This is a genomic window from Cronobacter sp. 153480017-3 (assembly GCF_053627815.1).
The window spans coordinates 683,927-706,182 of the sequence record NZ_JBSEYN010000002.1; the positions used below are offsets into that span (position 1 = coordinate 683,927).

General features: G+C 58.8%; 12 protein-coding genes. 4 read left to right on the forward strand and 8 right to left on the reverse strand.

Annotated features, from left to right (window positions below):
• Nucleotides 1-43 precede the first annotated feature (43 nt).
• The 3 genes from lpp to ynhH all read right to left on the reverse strand — a co-directional run bounded on the left by lpp (nucleotide 44) and on the right by ynhH (nucleotide 2,224).
• Nucleotides 44-280 carry a murein lipoprotein Lpp gene (lpp, locus tag ACUW6V_RS07670; RefSeq protein ID WP_002443218.1) on the reverse strand — a complete coding sequence of 79 codons (237 nt, stop codon included), beginning with the start codon at nucleotides 278-280 and terminating at the stop codon, nucleotides 44-46.
• A gap of 313 nt (nucleotides 281-593) precedes the next feature.
• Nucleotides 594-2,006: a pyruvate kinase PykF gene (pykF, locus tag ACUW6V_RS07675; RefSeq protein ID WP_007696856.1), complete on the reverse strand. Its 1,413-nt coding sequence runs from the start codon at nucleotides 2,004-2,006 to the stop codon at nucleotides 594-596.
• Between the two features lie 14 nt (nucleotides 2,007-2,020).
• Nucleotides 2,021-2,224 (reverse strand): protein YnhH, encoded by a 204-nt coding sequence (gene ynhH / locus ACUW6V_RS07680; RefSeq protein WP_419669806.1) that lies wholly within the window; start codon nucleotides 2,222-2,224, stop codon nucleotides 2,021-2,023.
• A gap of 788 nt (nucleotides 2,225-3,012) precedes the next feature.
• Here ynhH and ACUW6V_RS07685 point away from each other — a divergent pair.
• Together ACUW6V_RS07685 and ACUW6V_RS07690 are read left to right on the forward strand one after the other, a co-directional pair.
• Complete coding sequence (locus ACUW6V_RS07685; RefSeq protein ID WP_454038194.1) at nucleotides 3,013-4,275, forward strand: autotransporter strand-loop-strand O-heptosyltransferase; 1,263 nt, start codon at nucleotides 3,013-3,015, stop codon at nucleotides 4,273-4,275.
• Between the two features lie 31 nt (nucleotides 4,276-4,306).
• Complete coding sequence (locus ACUW6V_RS07690; protein ID WP_454038195.1) at nucleotides 4,307-11,377, forward strand: AIDA repeat-containing protein; 7,071 nt, start codon at nucleotides 4,307-4,309, stop codon at nucleotides 11,375-11,377.
• A 583-nt stretch (nucleotides 11,378-11,960) separates the two neighbouring features.
• Here the strand turns inward: ACUW6V_RS07690 and ACUW6V_RS07695 are convergent.
• The 4 genes from ACUW6V_RS07695 to puuD all read right to left on the reverse strand — a co-directional run bounded on the left by ACUW6V_RS07695 (nucleotide 11,961) and on the right by puuD (nucleotide 16,249).
• The gene (locus tag ACUW6V_RS07695; protein ID WP_087599943.1) at nucleotides 11,961-13,241 is read right to left on the reverse strand and encodes an NAD(P)/FAD-dependent oxidoreductase; all 1,281 of its coding nucleotides are present in this window, start codon (nucleotides 13,239-13,241) and stop codon (nucleotides 11,961-11,963) included.
• On the reverse strand, nucleotides 13,234-14,733 hold the full coding sequence (gene puuC, locus ACUW6V_RS07700) for an aldehyde dehydrogenase PuuC (protein WP_105579958.1): 1,500 nt from the start codon (nucleotides 14,731-14,733) through the stop codon (nucleotides 13,234-13,236). Before puuC ends, ACUW6V_RS07695 begins: the two co-directional genes overlap by 8 nt.
• Nucleotides 14,734-14,899: 166 nt before the next feature.
• Nucleotides 14,900-15,457: an HTH-type transcriptional regulator PuuR gene (puuR, locus tag ACUW6V_RS07705; RefSeq protein ID WP_004386885.1), complete on the reverse strand. Its 558-nt coding sequence runs from the start codon at nucleotides 15,455-15,457 to the stop codon at nucleotides 14,900-14,902.
• A 24-nt stretch (nucleotides 15,458-15,481) separates the two neighbouring features.
• Nucleotides 15,482-16,249: a gamma-glutamyl-gamma-aminobutyrate hydrolase gene (puuD, locus tag ACUW6V_RS07710; protein ID WP_105579957.1), complete on the reverse strand. Its 768-nt coding sequence runs from the start codon at nucleotides 16,247-16,249 to the stop codon at nucleotides 15,482-15,484.
• A 211-nt stretch (nucleotides 16,250-16,460) separates the two neighbouring features.
• Here puuD and ACUW6V_RS07715 point away from each other — a divergent pair, with 211 nt between their 5' ends.
• Both ACUW6V_RS07715 and ACUW6V_RS07720 read left to right on the forward strand, forming a co-directional pair.
• Nucleotides 16,461-17,879 (forward strand): glutamine synthetase family protein, encoded by a 1,419-nt coding sequence (locus ACUW6V_RS07715; RefSeq protein WP_012124971.1) that lies wholly within the window; start codon nucleotides 16,461-16,463, stop codon nucleotides 17,877-17,879.
• A 391-nt stretch (nucleotides 17,880-18,270) separates the two neighbouring features.
• Nucleotides 18,271-19,632, forward strand: coding sequence for an APC family permease (locus ACUW6V_RS07720; protein WP_454038196.1), 1,362 nt, complete (start codon nucleotides 18,271-18,273; stop codon nucleotides 19,630-19,632).
• A gap of 520 nt (nucleotides 19,633-20,152) precedes the next feature.
• On the opposite strand, the gene flhA is transcribed toward ACUW6V_RS07720, so the two are convergent.
• Entirely contained in the window at nucleotides 20,153-22,231 is a 2,079-nt protein-coding gene (gene flhA / locus ACUW6V_RS07725) for a formate hydrogenlyase transcriptional activator FlhA (RefSeq protein WP_454038197.1), read from the reverse strand.
• Nucleotides 22,232-22,256: the final 25 nt, after the last annotated feature.

Consider the following 22,256-nt stretch of genomic DNA (forward strand, 5'->3'; position numbering starts at 1 on the left):
AAATGGCGCACAATGTGCGCCATTTTTCTTTCACACGGTACTATTACTTACGGTATTTAGTAGCCATGTTGTCCAGACGCTGGTTAGCGCGAGCTGCGTCGTCTTTAGCAGCCTGAACGTCGGAACGCATTGCGTTCACGTCGTTGCTCAGCTGGTCAACTTTAGCGTTCAGAGTCTGAACGTCAGAAGACAGCTGATCGATTTTAGCGTTGCTGGAGCAACCAGCCAGCAGAGTAGAACCCAGGATTACCGCGCCCAGTACCAGTTTAGTACGATTCATTATTAATACCCTCTAGATTGAGTTAATCTCCATGTAGCGTTACAAGTATTACACAAAGTTTTTTAGGTTGAGAATATTTTTTTGATGGGAATACGCTTAATTTTGATCGTTCGCTCAAAGAAGCATCGACCTTACGCGGATCATTAAAAAAATTGAGGGAAAACAGCTAACTTTCATCGGATTCATCTTAGAAAAAAACAATCTTAAATAGTGAAATCCGATTTGCTTTTTTATTCACAGCGTCTATTTAAGCCAAATTAAAAGGCGCCTCGCGGCGCCTTTTTTAATCATACATAAAAATAGGTGGATATTATTACAGGACGTGTACAGACGCGGTATTGGTCGTACCGCTCGGTACCAGTGCGCCAGAGACCATTACCACCACATCGCCTTTCTTCGCGAGACCACTTTCCAGTGCGGCATCTTTACCCAGACGATAGAAATCATCCGTAGAAGAGATCTCTTTCACCAGTTGCGGCACCACACCTTTGCTCAGCACCAGCTGACGCGCGGTCAATTCGTTGGTGGTCAGCGCGAGGATAGTCGCGTCCGGGAAGTATTTACGAACGGATTTCGCGGATTTACCGCCTTCGGTCGCCACCACGATCAGCGGCGCTTCCAGCTTCTCGGCCGTTTCTACCGCACCGCGGCAGACGGCTTCAGTGATACGCAGTTTACGGCTGTCGTTGTTAAACTCCAGACGGCTGGTCATCACGCGGTCGGTACGCTCGCAGATGGTCGCCATGATGGTTACCGCTTCCAGCGGGTATTTGCCTTTCGCGGATTCGCCGGACAGCATCACAGCATCGGTGCCGTCGAGAATGGCGTTCGCCACGTCGCCTGCTTCAGCGCGGGTCGGACGCGGGTTCTTAATCATGGAATCCAGCATCTGCGTTGCGGTGATAACGACTTTACGCGCGCGGATACATTTTTCGATCATCATCTTCTGCGCGAAGATCACTTCTTCTACCGGGATTTCCACGCCCAGGTCGCCACGCGCGACCATGATGCCGTCAGACGCTTCGAGGATATCGTCGAAGTTGTTCAGGCCTTCCTGGTTTTCGATTTTGGAGATGATCTGGATGTGCTCGCCGCCGTGCGCTTTCAGGTGCTGGCGAATTTCTTCGACGTCAGAGCGTTTACGAATAAAGGAGGCCGCCACAAAGTCGACGCCCTGCTCGCAGCCGAAAATCAGGTCTTTCTTGTCTTTTTCAGCCAGTGCCGGCAGCGCGATGGAAACGCCCGGCAGGTTAACGCCTTTGTTTTCACCCAGATCGCCGTTGTTCAGCACTTTACAGATGACTTTGTTGCCTTCGATGGCTGTGACTTCCATGCCGATCAGGCCGTCATCCACCAGCACGGTGTTGCCGACGGAAAGGTCTTTGGTGAAGCCTTCGTAGGTCACCGCAACGATTTCGCTGTTGCCGACAACGGATTTGTCGGTGGTAAAGGTAAAGGTCTGGCCCGCTTTCAGGGAGACATCGTTGCCGCCTTCCAGTTTGATGGTGCGGATTTCCGGGCCTTTCGTGTCCAGCAGAATGGCGGCTTGCTTGCCGGTTTTCGCGAGAACATTGCGCAGGTTTTTGATGCGCTGACCGTGTTCTTCGTAATCGCCGTGGGAGAAGTTAAGGCGCATCACGTTCATGCCCGCGTCGAGCATTTTGGTCAGCATTTCTTCGGATTCGGTTTTCGGGCCGATGGTGCAAACAATTTTCGTCTTTTTCATGACAGTCTTAATCTTTAGTTGAAGGATATGGAAATCATGCCCTGCGGCGTACTCTGCCGTTTGGGTAAACTTGTGTTGCGAAAGTTGTGATGCCACAGCCTAAGGATAGGTGACATCAAAAAAGCGTGCAGGAGAAAGTGTGCTTGTGGTTCAGCCAGGCGGCGAGTGAGCGATTGTTCGACGGTAAAGGCGATATCCAATGTGCTGAAACCATTCAAGTTAGAATGCCCGCATTATAGCTTCCACCAGGACAGAAAGGAATTAAAAACGCTGTTTCATAATGGAAAAGCTGCCACCGCTTCGTTTCTGTTACTTACCCGTTAAGGAAGGATGACAAAACGTTATAGGCGCGTCGTTATTGTACAACTGTCTTGTGAATGCGCTCGCAATAATAAAACAACACGCTCAAAATATATTCATCAGCCCAAAACGTTTCGGAATATCTATTATCGTTTATGTATTAGTCCTAAAAATCATTATTCACATAAGGTTTCAGTCGTGGGTGTTTATTTTTTATTCATTAATTAATTGCTGTCAGTAACCAATCCCTACTAATATCTGTCTTAAGAAAAAGCCTATAGCTTCCGTTTGTCCTATTGAAATCCTTCAAAGAATATGTTTTTAGCGCCTGGCTTGTCGCCCGGTTAATATATTCTCCCTACCCGAAAATAGCCTGATCTGCGTATTGCAAGGTAAGGATAATCCTAAAAGAGTGTCTCTATAGCAGAGCTAAATGCTTGTAAAGTTTAGCTTTAGTGAAAAGTCACTCAGAGTGACATTTTTTCATATATTTGATTTTAAAGGATTTTTATATTTGGTAAAAATTTGCAATAAGTAACGATGTAGCTACACTAAAACCAGCTTTAAGATGGCTCAAGGAACGGGAAAGATGTCGGATAAATAACTGTCTCGGGCAACAGCGCGCCGAGAGTTGAAGTGTGTCTGAAACACGTTGGGTTAATTATTTAATAGCAGCATAACCCTGATACTGATAATTAAGGTAGGTATGGCGATGACGCTTTCTTCATCTGCCAGTAATGGCTACGCCTTTATTTTACCCCCGGAAATACCCACACAGCAGGGTCCGGAAGGCATTTTTTACGATTTCAATGACGGCGCCAGACTGCTGCTCCCCGCAGGTGACTGGCGCGTCGAAATAAGCGATGACGAAACGGGAAATATACTTTTTGCGAGTGATATCGCCGAAGGCTGGGTAATTAGTACCAAGAAATACTATGTCCCGTTTCGGTTACAGGTCTGGAAAAAAGGGCAGAGCGAACCGCTGCTCGACCACGCGCTCGATATGCGCGACAAACCGGTGCTGATCTCCTTTCCCACCGGCACGCTGGGCGATCTTGTGGGATGGGTGCCCTATGCCGAACGCTTTCGTCAGACTTACGGCTGCCAGGTGGAATGCACGATGGCGCAGCCGATTATCGATCTTTTCGCGCCCGTCTACCCACAGTTGCAGTTTTACGCACCGGAGAACTGGGCGAACCACCGCACCCACCGGGAATTGCCTTACGCGACCTGGCGCGTCGGGCTGTTCTTCCAGGGCGATCTCGACAAGCAACCGTTTGATTTTCGCGCCGTCGGGTTGCACCGTACGGCCGGGCACATTCTGGGCGTCGACCCGAGCGAAATCGTCCCCGATCTGCGCGTCCATTCGCCGCGCCAGATAGCCGAACCCTATGTCTGCATCGCCACGCAATCCACCAGCCAGGCCAAATTCTGGAATAACGGCACCGGCTGGCATGAAGTGATTGAATTTCTGAAAGCGCAGGGCTACCGCGTGCTGTGCATCGACAAAGAGCGTGTTGTCGGGCGCGGCTATGTCTGGAACAAAATCCCTCACGGTGCGGAAGATTTCACCGGCAACCTGCCGCTGCGCGACCGCGTGGCGCTGCTCGAACACGCAGAGTTTTTCATCGGCCTCGGCAGCGGTCTCTCCTGGCTTGCCTGGGGCTGTCGCATTCCGGTGGTGCTGATTAGCGGTTTCAGCCTGCCGGCCAGCGAGTTTTATACCCCCTGGCGCGTCATCAATACCCACGTCTGCAACGGCTGCTGGGATGACGTGCGGCTTAATTTTGATCATCAGGACTATTTCTGGTGTCCGCGCCACAAAGGCACGGACCGGCAGTACGAGTGCACGCGTTTTATCACGGGTAAACAGGTGATTGGCCACTTACGTCGGCTGATCTCCCTGAAAAGCAACCCATTCGACATCAAAACAACAGCATTGGCAGACCCAAATCAGCATGCCGCATAACGGCGTCTGAGCGGGTTTCGAGGGCATCAATATGAAGAGAAGTCTTAATTGCAGTTACCGGCTGGTGTGGAGTGAAGTCCAGCGCGCGTTTATTGTGGTCTCCGAGCTCACGCGAGCGAAGGGCAAACGCGCCAGCGGGGCGGTGTTGTTGACGGCAGCGGTAGGGAGTTCGCTTGCCAGCGGCGGCGCGTTCGCGTTCACGCCCGATGTCACCTCGTCGGTACAGGATGAGCTGGTGCAGAACGGCACCCAGCAGGTTCTGGTCGGCGGGACGACGACAAATCATATTATCGGTGCGCAGGGCAATCAGATTGTTGCAGGCGGGCTGACACAGAAAACCACGCTGAATGATGGCGGCGTTCAGATTGTTCGCCAGCAGGGCGTGGCGAACGGCACTGTCATCAATGACGGTTTGCAGTTCGTGGAAAAAGATGGCCAGGCGCAGAGAACGGTTGTTCTCGAGGGTGGCGTACAGCAGGTAGCCGGTTCAGCGGTGCATACCGTCGTCGGCAATGGCGGCGAGCAACATGTACAGGCGAGCGGCACGGCAACCACCACCATTATCAATAATGGCGGTACGCAGTCGGTTGACGGCACGTCCATCTCCGCCGTGGTCAACGACGGGGGCCATCAGCTGGTGGAGCGCGGCGGTTATGCCCGTAACACCACCGTTAATAATGGCGGCGTGCAGTATGTCAGCGCGGGCGGTTCCTCCTCTGATGGCGTGATCTTTGGCGGCGGCATTCAGCAGGTTTCCGGCACTGCGTCCGGCACCAGCATCAACGACGGCGGCAGCCAGCAGGTCCAGGTTGGTGGTCAGTCCCGCGATGCGCAAATCAACAATCGCGGTACCCAGGCCGTTGACGGCACGGCGATTTCCGCCATCGTCAAAGACGGCGGTACTCAGATAGTCAACCGTGGCGGCCTTGCGAAAAACACCCAGGTGAACAGTGGCGGCCTGCAGCATGTGTCGCTTGGCGGCGCGTCTGCCGATGCCCATCTTTTCGGCGGCACGCAACAGCTGGCGGGTACGGCGTCAAACACCCAGATCGACGCTGGTGCACAGCAGCATATCGAAGCGACCGGGCTTTCCGTGAGCGCGACGGTCAACAGCGGCGGTCTGCAGAATGTCGACGGCACGGCCAACTATGCCACTATCAAAGACGGCGGTGTGCAACTGGTGCAGACCGGCGGCCATGCCAACAGTACCGTGGTGCGCGACGGCGGCATTCAGGACGTGGCCCTCGGCGGTTCGGCGTCTGACTCCATTCTTCTCGGCGGCACGCAGCAGCTCGCGGGCAACGCGGGCGGCACCATCATTGGCGATGGCGGCGTACAGCATGTGAAAACCGGCGGTTCGGCGTCCGGCTCGCTGATTAACGCAGGCGGCCTGCAGCGCGTCGACGGGACCGCGAAAGACACGACCATCAATGACAAAGGCATCCAGCTGGTCAACAGCGGCGGCCTTGCGGACAACACCGCGGTTCACAGCGGCGGTCTGCAATACATCGCCCAGGGCGGTGCGGCTTCTGAAGGCACCGTTTTTGGCGGCGGTATTCAGCAGGTTTCCGGCATGGCGTCCGGCACCAGCGTAAATGACGGCGGTTCCCAGCAGGTGCAGGTGACCGGTAAAGCGATCGGCACCCAGATCAACAATCGCGGTACCCAGGCCGTTGACGGCACGGCAATCTCGGCCGTGGTGAAAGAGGGCGGCACCCAGATCGTCAACAAGGGTGGTCTCGCGAAAGATACCCAGGTCAACAGCGGCGGCCTGCAGCATGTGTCGCTCGGCGGCGCGTCTGCCGATGCGCATCTCTTTGGCGGCACGCAGCAGCTCGCGGGCACCGCGTCTAACACGCAGATTGACGCTGGCGGCGAACAGCATATCGAAGCGACGGGCCTTTCTGTCAGCGCGACGGTCAACAGCGGCGGCCTGCAGAACGTGGACGGCACCGCGAATTTCGCCACCGTGAACGACGGCGGCACCCAACTGATTCAGACCGGCGGCCACGCCAACAGCACCGTGGTGCGCAGCGGCGGCGTGCAGGATGTGAAACTCGGCGGCGCGGCCTCAGGCTCCATCCTGCTTGGCGGCACCCAGCAACTGGCGGGTACGGCGGGCGATACCATTATCGGCGACGGCGGCGTGCAGCATGTGCAGGTGGGCGCGAATGCCTCCGGCACGCTCATTAACGCAGGCGGTCTGCAGCGCGTCGACGGTACTGCAAAAACCACCACCATCAACGATAAAGGCATCCAGCTCGTTAACCGTGGCGGCAAAGCGGACAGCACGGCGATCAACAGCGGCGGCCTGCAGTATGTGGCAGAAGGCGGCTCCGCCTCTGACAGCGTCGTCTTCGGCGGCGGCATCCAGCAGGTTTCCGGCAACGCATCCGGCACCAGCGTGAACGACGGCGGCTCGCAGCAGGTGCAGGTGACAGGCCAGGCGACCGGCACGCAAATCAACAATCGCGGCACTCAGGCTGTTGACGGCACGGCAATTTCCGCCATCGTCAAAGACGGCGGCACCCAGATTGTTAACAGTGGCGGTCTGGCGAAAAACACCCAGGTCAACAGCGGCGGTCTGCAACACGTCTCCGTGGGCGGCGCCTCTGCCGACGCGCATCTGTTTGGTGGCGTGCAGCAGCTCGCGGGCACTGCGTCTAATACCCAGATCGATGCTGGTGCGGAGCAGCATATCGAAGCGACCGGTAAATCGGTTAGCGCGACCGTTAACAGCGGCGGTCTGCAGAATGTCGATGGTACCGCCAACTACGCGACCATCAACGACGGCGGCGTACAGCTGGTGCAGAACGGCGGCCATGCCAACAGCGCCGTGGTGCGCAGCGGCGGCGTTCAGGATGTGAAACTGGGCGGCGCAGCGTCAGATTCCGTGCTGCTCGGCGGCATTCAGTCGGTCTCCGGTACGGCGGGTCGTACCGTTATCGGTCAGGGCGCTATTCAGCATGTGAAAACCGGCGGTCTGGCTTTCGCATCGCTGGTGAACGCGGGCGGTCTGCAACGCGTTGACGGCACGGCCACCTCGGCGGTCGTGAATAAAGACGGCATTCAGCTTGTCAACAGCGGCGGTCTGGCGCGTGCCACCACGGTTAACAGCGGCGGTCTGGAGCATATTAACTTCGGCGGCGCGTCATCCGATGGCGTTATCTTTGGCGGCGGCGCTCAGGTGGTCGCGGGCATGGCGTCCGGCACCAGCATCAGCGACGGCGGTGTTCAGCTCGTCACCAAAACCGGCATGGCGAACGATACTCACGTCAACCGCGGCGGCGTACAGAGCGTCGACGGTACCGTGACGTCCGCGGTCGTGAAAGATGGCGGTACGCAGATTATCAACAACGGCGGCCTGGCGCGCGGATCTATCGTCACCAGCGGAGGCCTGCAACACATCAACAAAGGCGGCGCGTCGTCTACTGCGAAAATCTTCGCAGGTGGCACCCAGGTGGTGGCGGGGACAGCGTCCGGCACCAGCATTGGCGACCGTGGCACGCAGCTCGTGCAGGAAACCGGTAAAGCGGTGGACGCGCAAATCAACCAGGGCGGCACGCAATCCGTTGACGGCACGGCTATTTCGGCTGTCATTAACGACGGCGGTCTGCAAATCGTGAATGTGGGCGGTCTGGCGGCGGGCTCTATCGTTCACAGCGGCGGCGTCCAGCACGTGAAACTGGGCGGCGCGGCGTCTGACGGCACCGTCTTTGGCGGCGGCACGCAGCTGGTTGAAGGCACCGCGTCCGGCACCAGCATCAGCGACGGCGGCGTGCAGCTCATCATGGCGAGCGGTCACGCGAAAGGCACGCTGGTCAACAGCGGCGGCGTCCAGCGCGTCGATGGTCAGTCGTTCGACGCGGTTGTTAACAACGGCGGGCAGCAGATTGTCGACCCGTACGGCTGGTCGCGCAGCACCGTGATTAACGCCGGCGGCACCCAGATTTTGGCTAACTCGGCGGTCGCTATCTCTACCGTGATGAACGGCGGCGAGCAGCACGTCAACAACGGCGCGCAGGCGCTGGCGACCCGTCTGCTGGGCGGCACGCAGAACATCGGCAGCGGCGGTAAAGCCTTCGACACCCGTGTCGAGAAAGGCGGCGTTCAGAACGTTAATTCCGGCGGTTACACCTACGGCGGCACCATCGCCACGGGCGGCAGAGAAAACGTCTTTACCGGCGGCACCACCGATATGACAACGGTGGAAGGCACGCAGATTGTGGACGGCCACTCCATCGTGACCATTCTGCAAAACAACGGCTACCAGCGCGTGAACAAAGACGCTCTGGCGGACGTGACGATGGTCTTCGACAACGGCGTGATGGATGTTTACGGGACTTCTGTCGGCTCCGAACTGTATGAGAATGGCGAACAGCGCGTGTATGCAGGCGCGAACGTCACCTCAACCTGGCTGAACGACGATGCGAAACAGACCGTCTACAACGGCGCGGTGGTTACCGAAACCAATAACCGCGGCGGCGAGCAAAACCTGCTGAGCGGCGGTCGCGCCGTGAACACCAGTATGGATACCGGCGCTGTCCAGAACATCGGCGCGGGCGCTACGGCTGAGAATACCGTGCTGATTAACGGCTCTGTACAGAACGTGCGCGGTACCGCTGACGGCGCTGAACTCGCGGCTGACGCGGTACAGAACGTCTACCGCGGCGGTGTGGCGAAAAACACCAGCCTGTATGGCCGCACTGCGCAGAATATCTACAACGGCGGCCAGGCTTTCAATACCAATATTGAATACGGCGGCGTTCAGAACGTGTTGACCGGCGGTACGGCGACCAGCACCACCATCAATCTGGGCGGTACGCAGAACGTCAACAGCGGCGGTACGGTGATTTCGACCATCATCAAGGCGGGCGGGATCCAGAACGTCAATGAAGGCGGTATTGTCATCGACAACACCGTGGTGGGCGATCAGGTCGTCAATAACGGCGGTACGGTGGCGTCTTCCACCGTCAGCGAAAACGGCAGCCAGAGCGTGACGCTGGGCGGTACGGCTATCGCGACCACCGTGACCAAAGGCGGCGTACAGTACATCCGTAAAGGCGGTGTCGCCGACCAAACCATCATTCACCAGGGCGGTATGCTGGCGGTGGCGGATGCGGCCGAAGCGACCAACATCGATCTTAACAGCGGCGCGGGCATTATCGCCGGTACCGACACAACGGTTAACGGCACCAACGCGCTGGGTCAGTTCTCTATCGCCAATAAACTGGCGAACAGCGTGCTGCTGGAAGGCGGCGGCGTGCTGACCGTTGCAGCAGACGGTATCGCCAACAACACCGTGGTGCAGGATGGCGGTAAACTCAACGTGGCGGATGGCGGTATCCTGACCGGCACCACCGCGCTGAAAGATGGCTCGGCCATCGCGGGCAACGTCACCAATACCGGCAAGCTGAGCGTGACCACCGATAAGAGCGACAACACCATTGCCGCGAATATCAACGGCACCGGCAGCCTGTACAAAGACGGCGACGGCAAACTGACCGTCAGCGGTATTCTGAAGCAGACCGGCGGCACCTGGCTGCAGAGCGGTACGCTGGTCTTCAGCGGCCTCGAAGCGGTGACGGACGTTATCGCGCAGCTTGGCACCTCGCTGCAACTGACCAACGGCACCTCGCTCACCGGTATGATTGACCCGACCGATCTGACCGTTGACGCTGGCTCCACCTGGCTGATGACCGGCAACTCGTTGCTGGACAACCTGACGCTCGGCGGCTCCATCGATTACCAGGCACCGACGGGCGCGTTCGTTCCGAAAACCCTGACGGTTACTAATCTGACAGGTAACGGCGGTACGATCACCCTGAACACCCTGTTCCAGGGCGGTACGGCGACCACCGACAGCCTGATCCTTGACGGCGGCACCGCGACCGGCAACACCCGCATCGCTATCCGTAATCAGGGTGGCCTCGGTGCGCGCACCACCGGCGACGGCATCCAGGTTGTGAGTGCCATCAACGGTGCGACCACCACCGACGATGCGTTCAGCCTTGCCAACAACCTGCAGGCGGGGGCGTATAACTACAGCCTGCGTCAGGGCGCTGGCAACGAAAGCTGGTATCTGACGACCGCGTCCGGTAGCGGCGATGAAAACGGCCCGCAGAACTACCGTTCAGCCATGTATCTCTACACCTCGCTGTATGCGCAGGCGATGGACTACGACAGCGCGCTGCTTGGCTCGCTCGACAGCCGTCGCTACGCGGCACGCAGCCCGTCTGAAGATGGCAGCAACCTGTGGGCGCGCTTCCAGGCAGGCCAACTGAGCCACGATCATGGTGGTGCGGATCTGCGTAACGGCAACACGCCGGAAAGCAAAGGCGGCTACACCTTCCTGCAGATCGGTAGCGATTTGTGGAGAGGCCAGGCATCCTCGATGGAATGGGGTGTCGGCATCTACGGTGCGGCAGGTCTGTCGGCTATCGACGTTCAGCGCAGCGAGAAATCGAAAGCGGGTACGGTGCGTGATGACGCGTACAGCGCCGGTCTGTATGTCAATGGTGTGCATGAGAGCGGCTGGTGGGTTGATGTGGTGGCGCAGGGTACGCGTCATAACTTCGATACCAACCCGCGCGATGGCGACGGTATGAAAACGCACGGCTGGGGCTATGTGGGCTCCTTCGAAACCGGTCTGCCGTTTGATATCGGCAGCGGCCTGGTGCTCGAACCGCAGGTGCAATACCAGTACCGCGGCGTGAACCTGAAAGATGGCAACGACGATGCTGCTGATGTGCAGTTCGGCGACGGTCACAGCCAGCAGGTGCGTGCCGGTCTGCGCTTTGGCAACAACGCGACGCTGAAAGAGAGCGGCAACCCGCCACCGGTAAGCTGGTGGGTGCGTCCGTCCTTTATCCAGACGTTTGACTCCAAAGGCGACGTTAACGTGAGCGCGCCGGGTGTGGCAGGCAGCGAGGTCTCCTTCAATCCGGATCAGGACGGTACCGCCGCCGCGCTGGATGTGGGTATCGACGGCCAGATCCGCGACAACGTGACGCTCGGCGTTCGCGCCGGTTACACCAAAACCATCGACGACGCCGGTACCGGCGGCTACGGTGGCCAGGTGACGCTGAAAGTCAGCTTCTGATAACACGCAATGAGAACAGCCGCCCCACACGGGGCGGCTTTTTTTTGCGTGTAATAAAGGAAGAGGAATGGATGTGATGGCGGCATCAGCGCCACGTGGTTCGTAGGGTGGGTAAGCGCAGCGCACCCACCGTTTTTTTAACCCGCCACAAAACAAACGGTAAGGTGATGGTTTTATTCCGGCTAAAAAAAAATCGGCCCATCAGGGCCGATTTTCCGCCGGGAGCCGGGATTGCAAAGGGGGCGGCGGCGAGCCCCCTTTGCACGTTCGCGTAAAACGAGCATCCATATAAAGGGAACATTATGGCGAACGGAACGTGTTCACCGCTCTGGTATATATCACCCGGCCAGGGCGTTCTCCATAATGCTGGATGGCGGGTGCGCTTCGCTTACCCGCCCTACGATATTGGGCCGCACGTTAGATGTAGGGTGGGTAAGCGAAGCGCACCCACCGTGTTTGCGGCGAAACGGCGAAGCCGATTTTTTTAAGCCGGAGCAAAACCACCGGATTCGACCTTATCTTCCTTTGTAGGGTGGGTAAGCGAAGCGCACCCACCGTTTCAATCACGCACCCAGCGTACCAGTCACACGCCCAGCCGGTCCCGCAGGCTGTAATACGCGGCACCCATCGCGGTAAACGGGATCTGAAACGAGCGCCCGCCGGGGAACGGATAATGCGGCAACGTCGCGAACGCGTCGAAACGCTCGGCGTCGCCGCGCAGCGCCTCGGAGATAAGCTTGCCGGCAAGGTGCGTACAGGTCACGCCGTGGCCGCTGTCGCCCTGCATATAATAAATGTTGTTCTCAAGCCGCCCGAACTGCGGCATTCGCGAGAGCGTCAGCAGGAAATTCCCCGTCCAGCGATAATCGATCTTCACGCCTTTCAGCTGCGGGAACGTCTTCAAAAGCTTCGGCATAATCAGCCGGTCGATGTCATCCGGGTCGCGTGCGCCGTAGACCACGCCGCCGCCATAGAGCAGGCGGTTATCCGCCGTCAGCCGGTAATAATCGAGCAGATAGTTACAATCCTCGACGCAATAATTATTCGGCAACAGCGACGCCGCCACGTCCGGAGCCAGCGGCTCGGTCGTGACCACCTGCGTGCCGCACGGCATACTGCGCCGCGCGAGCGCAGGCTCAAGACGCGTGCCGAGATAGGCGTTGCCCGCCACAATCACGTAGCGCGCCGTCACCTGGCCCTGCGCGGTTTTGACCACGGCAGGCTGGCCGTGCGTAATGCTCACCGCCGCCGACTGCTCGAAAATCTTACCGCCGAGCGAGCGAATCGCCTCCGCCTCGCCGAGCGCCAGGTTTAACGGATGAATATGGCCGCCATTGTGATCGAGCAGCGCGCCGGTATAACGCTGGCTCGCGATTTCTCCGCGCACCGCATCGGCGTCCAGCAGCTCAAGACCGTTATTGCCGTAGCGCTCCCAGCTGGCCTTTTGCTCCATCAGCCCGAGATACTGTTTGCGGTTCAGCGCCACAAACATCCCGCCGGGGCGGTAGTCGCACTGAATGTCATAACGCGTAATGCGCTCGCGGATTATCTCGCCGCCTTCAAACATCATGCTGCCGAGCATCCGCGCCGTTTCTGCGCCGTAGCGCGCCTCGATAACGTCAATATCGCGGCTATACGAGTTCACCACCTGGCCGCCGTTGCGTCCGCTCGCGCCAAACCCAATCCGCGCGGCCTCCAGCAGCACCACGTCATAGCCTTGCTCCACCAGATGCAGCGCCGACGAAAGCCCGGTATAGCCGCCGCCGACAATACAGACATCGCACTGGAGTGATTCTGTAAGCGTCGGGAAGGGCGCATGCGGGTTGGCGCTTGCGGCGTAGTAGCTGTTTACATGTTCAGTCATGATTGTGCTCCAGGCTCATCCAGATGGTTTTCAGTTCGGTGAATTTTTCCAGCGCGTGCAGCGATTTATCGCGCCCGTTGCCGCTCTGCTTATAGCCGCCGAACGGCACGGTCATATCGCCGTCGTTATAGTTATTGATAAAGACGGAGCCCGCCTTCAGACGTCGGGCCATGCGATGGGCGCGGGAGAGCGAGTTGGTCCAGACGGCGGCGCCGAGCCCGTAGTCGCTGTCGTTGGCGAGCCGCAGCGCTTCCTCTTCGCCGGTAAAGGTCGTGACCGCCAGCACCGGGCCGAAAATCTCCTCGCGGGCGACGCGCATCTGGTTATCCACATCGGTAAAAATCGTCGGGCCAACGCAGGCCGGGTGCGTCTGCGCGCGGCCATCGAGCCACAGCGTCGCGCCCTGCGCCTGGCCAAGTTCTATATAGCGGCGCACGCTGGCGGCGTGATCGTCATCTATCAGCGTGCCCATGGTGGTTTGCGGGTCGAGCGGATCGCCCGGCGTAAAGCTCTGCGCATGCGCTTTCACGCGCGCCAGAAACGCGTCTTTAATGGAGGCTTCCACCAGCAGGCGCGTACCGGCGATGCAGACCTGGCCCTGGTTATAGAAAATCCCGGCGGCAGCCGACGCCGCGGCCTGGTCGAGATCCGGGCAATCGGCGAAAACGATATTAGCGCTCTTGCCACCCGCTTCGAGCCAGACGCGCTTCATGTTCGATTCGCCCGCGTCTTTAAGGAGCTGTTTGCCGGTGCGGGTGGAGCCGGTAAAGGTCATCACGTCCACATCCGGGTGCAGCGAGAGCGCTTGGCCCGCCTCGTGGCCAAAGCCCGGTATTACGTTCAGCACGCCATCCGGCAGCCCCGCTTCACGCGCAAGCCCCGCAAGGCGCAGCGCCGAGAGCGGCGATTTCTCAGAGGGTTTGAGCACCACGCTGTTACCGGCGGCAAGCGCCGGGCCAAGCTTCCAGCAGGCGAGCAGCAGCGGGAAATTCCACGGCACGACCGCCGCCACCACGCCGACCGGCTCTCGCACGATCATCGCAAGCGACGCGTTATCGGTGGGTGCCACCTCGCCATAGAGTTTATCGACCGCTTCGGCGTACCAGCGCAGCGCGCGGGCCGCGCCTGGAATATCATCACGCAGGCTATGGCGAATCGGTTTACCGGTGTCGAGCGACTCCAGCAGCGCCAGCTCCTCGTGATGCTGCTCCATTAGCGCGGCCAGGCGCATGAGCACCGCTTTGCGCGCAGCGGGTGCCGCCTGCGACCAGTCGCCGCGCTCGAACACCGCACGGGCGCTCGCCACCGCGGCGTCCACGTCGCGCTTCGCCCCGCGCGCCACTTCGGCAAGCGTCTCGCCGGTGGCCGGGTTGAGTACGCTAAAAGTGTCGCCGCTGGCAGCCGCCCGGTAATCGCCCTGATAAAATAGCCGGCCTTCGATGGTCAGCCGCGCCGCCTTATTCTGCCAGTAGGTTAAATCGTGAAATTCCATAGCCTCTCCTGTGATTACAAAGGGTTAGCGCGTGTAAGGCGGCGGTTCCGCCTGAATTTTTGACGCAGAAGCCCGCAGGCGAAAAAAGCCCGTTTAGCTCAGGTCAGATGCGGCCCGTGTCAGGCGCGCCCGGCGTCTTCTTCCAACCGAACGCGCTGAACGGTTATCAGAAGGTGGTGGGCGTGTGCGCGCTGATGATGCGACAGATCCCGGCCGAGGTATTGCTGAAGCTGTGAGGTATGCCGGTATTGATGGCATAGCTCTGGCCTGCGGTCAGGTGGAACGTCTGGCCGTTAACGGTCAGCACAATTTCCCCTTCCAGCAGGGTGCCAATCTCTTCACCCTGGTGTTTGATCCTCTCCCCGGTCGTGGTGCCGGGCTGGTACGTTTCAAACAGCATCGCCAGCGTGCGATGCGGATTCCCGTTATGAATCAGCTTCATCGAGACGCCCTGGCTGCCTATCTCAATCAAATCTTCCTGATTGATGACGACCTGCGGTTCGTCCGGTTTTTCTGGTTCGGCAAAAAATTCCGACAGCGAGAGCCCGTACACCTTCAGCAGCTTTTGCAGCGTGCTGATGGCCGGACTCACTTTGTCCTGTTCAATGGTGCTGATAGCGCTGTGCGTAAGCCCGGAAAGTTCAGCGACGCGGCGCTGCGACAAACCCAGTTGCTGGCGGATCTGCGCTAAACGCTTCCCCGGCGCCAGGGTGACATCGCTCATAGAGTCTCTTCCTTCATAGTAACGTCAGGCGGGTCGGGGCTTCTCGGCCCGAAACCCCCGACAGGCGGTAATAAAACCTTCAAACAACAGCCGCGAGAGTGCGTACTCGCTGCTGTTCCATTCCGGGTGCCACTGCACCCCCAGTGCAAACGGGTGATCGATAACGCTTGCGGCTTCCACAAGGCCATCCGGCGAGCGCGCTTCCACGCGCAGCCGCGAGCCCAGCGTGCGGGCGCCCTGGCCATGCAGCGAATTTACCCAAAACGTGTTGCAGCCCGGTATCAGTTTGCCAAGAAGCCCTCCCGGCACCACCTGCACCTCGTGAGAGGGCGCGTACTGCTGGTCCAGCGGCAGTTCAGGATCTTCGCGGTGTTCCAGCAGTTCCGGCTCGTCAAACAGCCGACGATACAGCGTCCCCCCGGTGGCGACAACCAGTTCCTGAAGCCCGCGACAGATGGCGAAAAGGGGAATGCGCCTTTCCAGCGCGCGCTCTATCAGCGCGATGCTCAGAGTGTCCCGCCCGGGATCGGCGGCAGGCTCATCGCCGTTTTCACCATACAGGTGCGGCTGAACGTTGCTGGGGCTGCCCGGCAGCATAATGCCGTCAAGTTCAGCGAGTAGCTGATCGAGAAGAACAGACTCAGCGACGATATGAGGCAGGGGCACCGGCAAGCCGCCAGCGTTCAGCACGGCGTTAATGTACTTCTCTTGTAACGTCTGGCTTGGGTGCCCCTTAATACTGTTTCTGCACATCACGACGCCTATCATCGGCCTGTTAAATATAATGCCCATACTGTCCTCTCGCGCTGGTCTAAATTCTGCACAAACGCTACGTTTGCACCGCCTTCTGTTCAATATTTTCTCAATCTAGCAGCGATGTAACCAAAATTCAAACGAGATTTAACATTTGAAAAACATTTCTGTTGCATCTAGATTCTAAAAGTGGAAATTATATCGAACGGTCTGATTGCGGGACCGGCATCTGCAACAACGGCGGTGAATCATGGAAACCAATATCGTGGAAGTAGAAAATTTTGTGCATCACAGTGAAGAGAGGCGAACCAGTGCGTTTGCCCGCGAAGTGAATGCCTACCTTGAGCGTTACCCGTTGACCGAGTATGTCGACGTAATGCTGACGGATCTCAACGGCTGTTTTCGCGGCAAACGCATCCCTGTGGCGGGTCTTTTAAAAGTCGAGAAAGGCTGTTATTTCCCGGCTTCGGTCTTTGCGATGGATATTCTGGGCAATGTGGTGGAAGAGGCGGGGTTAGGGCAGGATCTCGGCGAGCCGGACCGCCGCTGCGTGCCGGTCCTGGGAAGCCTGGTGCCGTCGGCCACTGACCCGGAGTATCTCGGGCAGCTTTTGCTGACCATGCAGGATGAAGATGGTACTCCCTTTGACGTTGAGCCGCGCAACGTGCTGAACCGGCTCTGGCAGCAGCTGCGCCAGCGCGGTCTGCACCCCGTGGTAGCGGTAGAGCTGGAGTTCTATCTCATTGACCGCCAGCGTGACGCCGAAGGCTATCTCCAGCCGCCGTGCGCGCCCGGCACTCAGGATCGCAACACGCAAAGCCAGGTCTATTCAGTCGATAATCTTGATCGCTTCGCTGATGTGTTAAGCGATATCGACGAGCTGGCGCGTATGCAGCAGATCCCCGCCGACGGCGCGGTGGCGGAAGCCTCGCCGGGCCAGTTTGAAATCAACCTGCACCATACCGATAACGTCTTACAGGCGTGCGATCACGCGCTGGCGCTCAAGCGTCTCGTGCGCCTGGTAGCCGAAAAACACGGCATGCAGGCCACCTTTATGGCTAAACCCTATGAAGAGCACGCCGGTAGCGGAATGCACATCCATATCAGCATCGTTGATGATAATGGGCAGAATGTGCTGGCGCTTCCCGACGGTGACGATTCCGCGCTGCTTAAGCAGGCGCTCGCCGGGATGATCGACATGATGCCCGCCTCGATGGCGCTGCTTGCGCCAAACGTTAACTCCTACCGCCGTTTCCAGCCGGGGATGTATGTCCCGACGCAGGCCTCGTGGGGCCACAACAACCGCACTGTGGCGCTGCGCATTCCCTGCGGCGATCGCGACAGCCACCGCGTGGAATATCGCGTGGCGGGCGCGGATGCGAACCCTTATCTCGTGATGTCTGCGGTACTTGCAGGTATAGTGCACGGCCTGGAAAACGACTTGCCGCTGCCAGAGGCGGTGGAGGGCAACGGTCTGGAGCAGGAAGGAGCGCCGTTTCCTATCCGCCAGAGCGACGCCCTGTATGAATTCCAGGTTCATCCGGCGATGCGCGAGCGGCTGGGCGCGCGTTTTTGCGAGGTGTTTCACGCCTGCAAGAACGACGAGCTTATCCAGTTTGAGCGGCTCATCACCGAAACGGAAATTGAGTGGATGCTGAAAAACGCCTGACGGCTGGCCTGAAACTTTCCCCGCTTTATGGCAGGCGGGCGTTATCCAGGCTACAGGTTGTTAATACCCAAAGCGGATTCAGTACGCACCATGCCGCGCCACAGAAGGCCGCGGCGAAAGCTCGCCGGGCCTGTTGCGCCGGCTTTTCCGGTGTCGCGTGAAGGATAAGCGCGCGACAGCGGTTTACAGACGACGTTCAGGATACGTTACGAGGATATTGAGATGGTGCCACTTTATGTCTGTCCGCTGCGCGCGGGCACCCGCCTGAGCCGCAGTAACTATGGGCCCGCGCCCGAGGCATTGCTTCATCCGCGTTTTCAGCGCGCGTCACGACGACTCCCTCCGGCCTCTGTTTCGCGACGAATCAAAGAGACGAAAGGGGGGACGCGCGATGGCGATTAACTACGATCTCAACGTTGCCGCGGCGCGTCCGCAGCTGCGCAAATCGCTCAAACTCTGGCAGGTGGTGATGATGGGCCTGGCCTATCTGACCCCGATGACCGTGTTCGACACCTTCGGCATTGTATCCGGTATCAGCAACGGCCACGTGCCAGCCTCTTATTTGCTGGCGCTGGCGGGCGTGCTGTTTACCGCCATCAGTTACGGCAAATTGGTCAAGCGCTTCCCGACGGCAGGCTCCGCCTATACCTACGCCCAGCAGGCGATTAACCCGCACGTGGGGTTCCTGGTGGGCTGGTCGTCGCTGCTCGATTATCTGTTCCTGCCGATGATCAACGTGCTGCTGGCGAAGCTCTACCTCTCGGCAATGTTCCCGGACGTGCCGCAGTGGATCTGGGTGGTGCTTTATGTGGGCATCATGACGCTCGCGAACCTGAAAAGCGTCAATCTGGTGGCGAATTTCAACACGCTGTTTGTGACGGTGCAGGTGGCCATCATCGTGGTGTTTATTTTTCTTGTGATCCACGGTCTGCATAAGGGCGAGGGAACGGGCACCATCTGGTCGGTACAGCCGTTTGTCAGTGAAAACGCGCAGCTGTTGCCGATTATCACCGGAGCGACCATTGTCTGTTTTTCGTTTCTCGGTTTCGATGCCGTGACGACGCTTTCGGAAGAGACGCCTGATGCAGACAAGACCATTCCGCGCGCAATTTTCCTGACGGCGCTCTACGGCGGCGTGATTTTCATCGCGGCCTCGTTTTTTATTCAGCTCTTTTTCCCGACGATGGGGCGCTTTAAAGAGCCGGACGCGGCGCTGCCGGAAATCGCGCTTTACGTGGGCGGCAAGCTGTTCCAGTCGGTTTTCCTCTGCTGTACGTTTGTGAACACGCTGGCGTCCGGGCTTGCGTCGCACGCCAGCGTGTCGCGCCTGCTCTATGTGATGGGCCGCGATAACGTCTTTCCGGAAAAGGTCTTTGGCTATGTGCACCCGAAATGGCGCACGCCCGCGCTGAACGTGATTCTGGTGGGCGTCGTGGCGCTGAGCGCGCTTTCTTTTGACCTGGTGACTGCGACGGCGCTGATTAACTTCGGCGCGCTGGTGGCGTTTACGTTTGTGAACCTCTCGGTGGTGAATCACTTTTTCCTGCGGGAAGGGCGCAATAAAGGCTGGAAGGACCGGATTAATTATCTGATCCTTCCGCTGGTGGGCGCGCTGACGGTTGCGGTGCTGTGGCTGAATCTGGAGAAGAGTTCGCTGACGATGGGGCTTATCTGGGCCGCGCTGGGGCTGATGTATCTGACGTGGCTGACGCGCCGTTTCCGCCGCCCGCCGCCGATGTTTAAGGGTGAATGATTCGTGTAGGGCGGGTAAGCGCAGCGCACCCGCCAGCAAACGAAAGCCGCCGTTACCGTAGGGCGGGTAAGCAACGCGCACCCGCCATCAGGCGGGGATTCAGATGATATATACCAGGGCGGTGAACACGTTCCGTTCGCCCTGAGGTCACCCTCGTATGAAGGCTTTCCTCACGCGAACGTGCAAAGGGGGCTCGCCGCCGCCCCCTTTGCAATCCCGGCTCCCGGCTCCCGGCGGAAAATCGGCCCTGATGGGCCGATTTTTTTTAGCCGGAGTAAAACCATTACCTTACCGTTCGTTTTGTGGCCGGGTGAAAAAAACGGTGGGTGCGCTTCGCTTACCCACCCTACATCAAACGTGAGGCCCAATATCTCGTCAAACGTGAGGCCCAATATCTCGTAGGGCGGGTAAGCGCAGCGCACCCGCCAGTAAACGAAAACCACCGTTACCGTAGGGCGGGTAAGCGGAGCGCACCCGCCAAAAATCCCCCGCTCAAAATCACTCCCCAAAACCGCAACGCTTACAGCGCTTCCTTATCGATTCCCAGCCGCTTCATTCGTGAAAGCAGCGTCGTGCGCTTCACGCCCAGGCGCGCGGCAGCGCCTTTCGGCCCGGCGATCACCCCGTTGGTTTCCTTCAAAACCCGCGTTATCCGCGCCACCTCATCTTCACCGTCGCGCACCTCGACGGGCGGCGGCGCGACCGGTTTTTTCGCCGGACGCGGCGTCAGCTCCGGCAGTGAGAGCTGCAACACATTGCCGCGCGTCAGCAGCACCGCGCGCTCAATTACGTTTTCCAGCTCGCGCACGTTACCCTGCCACTCCATCTGGCTTAACGTGTGCAGCGTCTCGGCGGGAATACTGTCGATGCTGCGCCCCAGACGGCGCGCGATTTTAAAGGTGAACGCTTTCACCAGCAGCGGAATATCTTCCGGGCGCTCGCGCAGCGGCGGCAGGTGGATCGGGAACACGTTCAGGCGGTAGTAAAGATCGCTTCTGAACTCGCGGTCCGCCACCATCTGCCGTAAATCGCGGTTGGTGGCGGCAATCAGCCGCACGTCGGTCTGGATAACTTTGTTACTGCCGAGCCGCTCAAACTCCTGCTCCTGCAACACGCGCAGCAGTTTCGGCTGCAGATCCAGCGGCATATCGCCCACTTCATCCAGAAACAGGCTGCTTTTATCGGCAAGCTCAAAACGCCCGATGCGCTGGGCGCTGGCGCCGGTAAACGCGCCGCGCTCGTGGCCGAAGAGATCGCTTTCCAGAAGCCCTGCGGGCATCGCAGCACAGTTCATCTTCACCATGCGCCGCCCGTTGCGGTCGCTCAGGTTATGAATCGCGCGCGCGATAAGCTCTTTGCCGGTGCCGGTTTCGCCAAGAATTAGCACCGTGCTGTCGCTTTTGGCGACCATTTCCACCTGCTTCATCACGGCCATCATCGCATCCGATCGCCCGATGATTTCGCCGAAATCCGCCGGAACATTGTTAATCTGCTCGGTCAGCGCCAGGTTCTCATCCACCAGACGCTCTTTAAGGCGGTGGATCTCCTGGTACGCCAGCGCGTTATCCACCGCAATCGCGATGCGCTCGGCAATCTGGCGCAGCAGTTTTAAGTTAGCGGCGGTGAAAATATGCTCCTCGCACTGCGCGAGCTTCAGCACGCCCAGCATCTTCTCGCCAAACATCAGCGGCAGCAGGCAGATGGTCTGGATCTGGTTATTCCACATCTCAAACAGCATCTGTTCGTAAGGCGCGAGATCGTCGCGCTGGTGCAGATTCACCAGCAGCATTTCGCGCGAGCTGAACACGCGCGCCGAGAGCGTGCCTTTCTCCTGCACTTCGCTCTGATCGTGCAGCGGCGCGGCTTCATCGACATAGTGCGTGGAGTAAATCGTCAGTTTGCCTTTGCGCGACGCCGGCAGAACGATACTGATGGAGTCGATGCTGAAATAGCGGTGGATCTCATGCGAAATCTCAGTCACCAGCTCGTCGAGATGCAGTTTGGAGAGCACTGCGTTAGTGATGGCGACCAGAATGCGAAAGTCGTCGCGCTCCCGGCACAGCAGCGCGTAATCCTGGCTGTTGCCAAGCCGCGTCTGGATTTGCTCCGCCGCGACGCTCACGATTTGCGTCAGCGTCTGCAGCCGTGAAAATTCTTTTTCGCTAAAGCTTTCTGGCGTGTCGCGAATAAACTCGCAGCCGCCGAAAATATGGCCTTCGGCGGCGAGCGGGGCCAGGCAGTAGTAGCCAAAGGCCGGGTAGAGCGGGAGTGCCGCAAGCTGCGGCCAGGTCTCGGCGAATTCGTCATACTGGCAGTGCAGCACTTCGGGGCGCGAGAGCAGCCGACGCACCGGGCCGTGAGAGAGCACCGTTTCGTCTTCATACGTCACGGCATTGCCGACGCTGTCGACGCTGTAAAAACAGGTACGCTGATGTTTCGGGTGATACAGCAGAATGTTAACCCGATCCGCCATGCCGGAGGCGTTAAGCAGCGATTTCAGCGCCTCCGCCAGCGCGCAGAGATCGGGCTGGCGCATCAGAGTGCGAGTGATGTCGAACAGCCCTTGCTGGCCGAGATCGCTCATGGGTGTGTATGACATTGGCTCATCCAGAATGCGTTCGCAA

What these genes read in the sequence shown, in the direction of transcription:
- ACUW6V_RS07715 (WP_012124971.1), top strand. Translation starts at nt 16,461, where the DNA reads ATGGAAACCAATATCGTGGAAGTAGAAAATTTTGTGCATCACAGTGAA.
- lpp (WP_002443218.1), bottom strand. Translation starts at nt 280, where the DNA reads ATGAATCGTACTAAACTGGTACTGGGCGCGGTAATCCTGGGTTCTACT.
- puuD (WP_105579957.1), bottom strand. Translation starts at nt 16,249, where the DNA reads ATGGGCATTATATTTAACAGGCCGATGATAGGCGTCGTGATGTGCAGA.
- ACUW6V_RS07685 (WP_454038194.1), top strand. Translation starts at nt 3,013, where the DNA reads ATGGCGATGACGCTTTCTTCATCTGCCAGTAATGGCTACGCCTTTATT.
- puuC (WP_105579958.1), bottom strand. Translation starts at nt 14,733, where the DNA reads ATGGAATTTCACGATTTAACCTACTGGCAGAATAAGGCGGCGCGGCTG.
- flhA (WP_454038197.1), bottom strand. Translation starts at nt 22,231, where the DNA reads ATGTCATACACACCCATGAGCGATCTCGGCCAGCAAGGGCTGTTCGAC.
- ACUW6V_RS07690 (WP_454038195.1), top strand. Translation starts at nt 4,307, where the DNA reads ATGAAGAGAAGTCTTAATTGCAGTTACCGGCTGGTGTGGAGTGAAGTC.
- ACUW6V_RS07720 (WP_454038196.1), top strand. Translation starts at nt 18,271, where the DNA reads ATGGCGATTAACTACGATCTCAACGTTGCCGCGGCGCGTCCGCAGCTG.
- puuR (WP_004386885.1), bottom strand. Translation starts at nt 15,457, where the DNA reads ATGAGCGATGTCACCCTGGCGCCGGGGAAGCGTTTAGCGCAGATCCGC.
- pykF (WP_007696856.1), bottom strand. Translation starts at nt 2,006, where the DNA reads ATGAAAAAGACGAAAATTGTTTGCACCATCGGCCCGAAAACCGAATCC.
- ACUW6V_RS07695 (WP_087599943.1), bottom strand. Translation starts at nt 13,241, where the DNA reads ATGACTGAACATGTAAACAGCTACTACGCCGCAAGCGCCAACCCGCAT.